Source organism: Microcystis sp. M53603_WE2 (assembly GCF_030065435.1).
This window is the reverse complement of sequence record NZ_JASJFF010001291.1, coordinates 1-1030: the sequence shown is the minus strand read 5'-3', so window position 1 is coordinate 1030 and position 1030 is coordinate 1. Positions and strand designations below refer to the sequence as shown.

The 1030-nt window shown below is 43.6% G+C and carries 2 protein-coding genes; both read right to left on the bottom strand.

The window, feature by feature from the left end; all coding sequences use genetic code 11:
* Nucleotides 1-138: 138 nt before the first annotated feature.
* Complete coding sequence (ureE, locus tag PX481_RS26960; RefSeq protein ID WP_002747017.1) at nt 139-615, bottom strand: urease accessory protein UreE; 477 nt, start codon at nt 613-615, stop codon at nt 139-141.
* A 77-nt stretch (nt 616-692) separates the two neighbouring features.
* The coding region (locus tag PX481_RS26955) for a DUF4168 domain-containing protein (protein WP_288097009.1) at nt 693-1030 on the bottom strand (338 nt) is incomplete at its 5' end.

The following is a 1030-nucleotide window of genomic DNA, read 5'->3' as shown; positions in this document are numbered from 1 at the left end:
TACTGTTTTCTTGTCAGTTAAATTTTGTTAAGATAATGCCCAAAAACTACAATTTATGGTAGGAAAAGAGGTAAGTCGAAACCGAGTTTGATTTTTGCTTACTCTAAATCAGAAAGGGCATTGGGCAAGATTAGCTAACTATCCCTTTTTTGCCTCTTCCAGGTCATGATAATGCTGATAAGCGCCGATTTCGGGGTTAAAGGGGGCGATTTCTTCAGTTACAGTTAATCCCAAACCTTCTAACATTGCTTGTAGGACAGAATCGGGGGCCAGACGCAGGTAATCGGGGTTAATTTCTAGGGCTACATGACGATTACCGAGGTGATAGGCTGCTTTGAGGAGTAAATCTGTTGACGGCGCAGTAATAGTGATAACTGGTTCTGGTTTAGCGATAATTTGAACAATTTCGCCGTTTTCTCCCCGCAGGAAATCGCGATCCTGTAGAATGGTGCCGCGGGGTAAACGAAAACAGAGGGAAAAACCTTCGGGACTGTCGAGACGATAACGGCTGCGGGTGCGTTCTTCGGCCGTAAGTAGAAGGCTAAAAACTACCGTTTCTGGGGGAGGTGGACTAGCGGTATGACGGGGGGGTAAGCGCTCGGTAAAAGTTAACATGGTAGTGGTCAATGGGAAAAAACATTCTTAATTGTAGCCCTGACTCCAGCTTGACCCGAAAAACTGAGGAACTTTTTCTATTTATTTTCCCGCTGCAGACGAATCATCTCATTTTGCACCCGTCGTCTCAAGTTATCATCGGTACGAATCCAGTTAGTAATGGCGTTAAATTCAGCCGCAGTGAGGCCACTATCTTGGACAATCTTTTTTGAGTTATTACAATAATCTACGGCAATTCTTTGGGCATTAGCTGGAAGATTATTAAAGCTTTCCCGTTGGTTACAGGTAATTGCCGGGGGACTTTTGCCTAAAATTTGCGAAATTTCCTCATAAGCTTGTTTTCTTTCGGTTTCGATCCGCAAAACTGCTTTGGCATAACGTTTGATTTGGTCAGCCGTAAAATCTTGAGTATAAG

Bases quoted from the DNA above. Each gene is read 5' to 3' on its own strand.
- ureE (WP_002747017.1), bottom strand. From the start codon at position 615: ATGTTAACTTTTACCGAGCGCTTACCCCCCCGTCATACCGCTAGTCCA.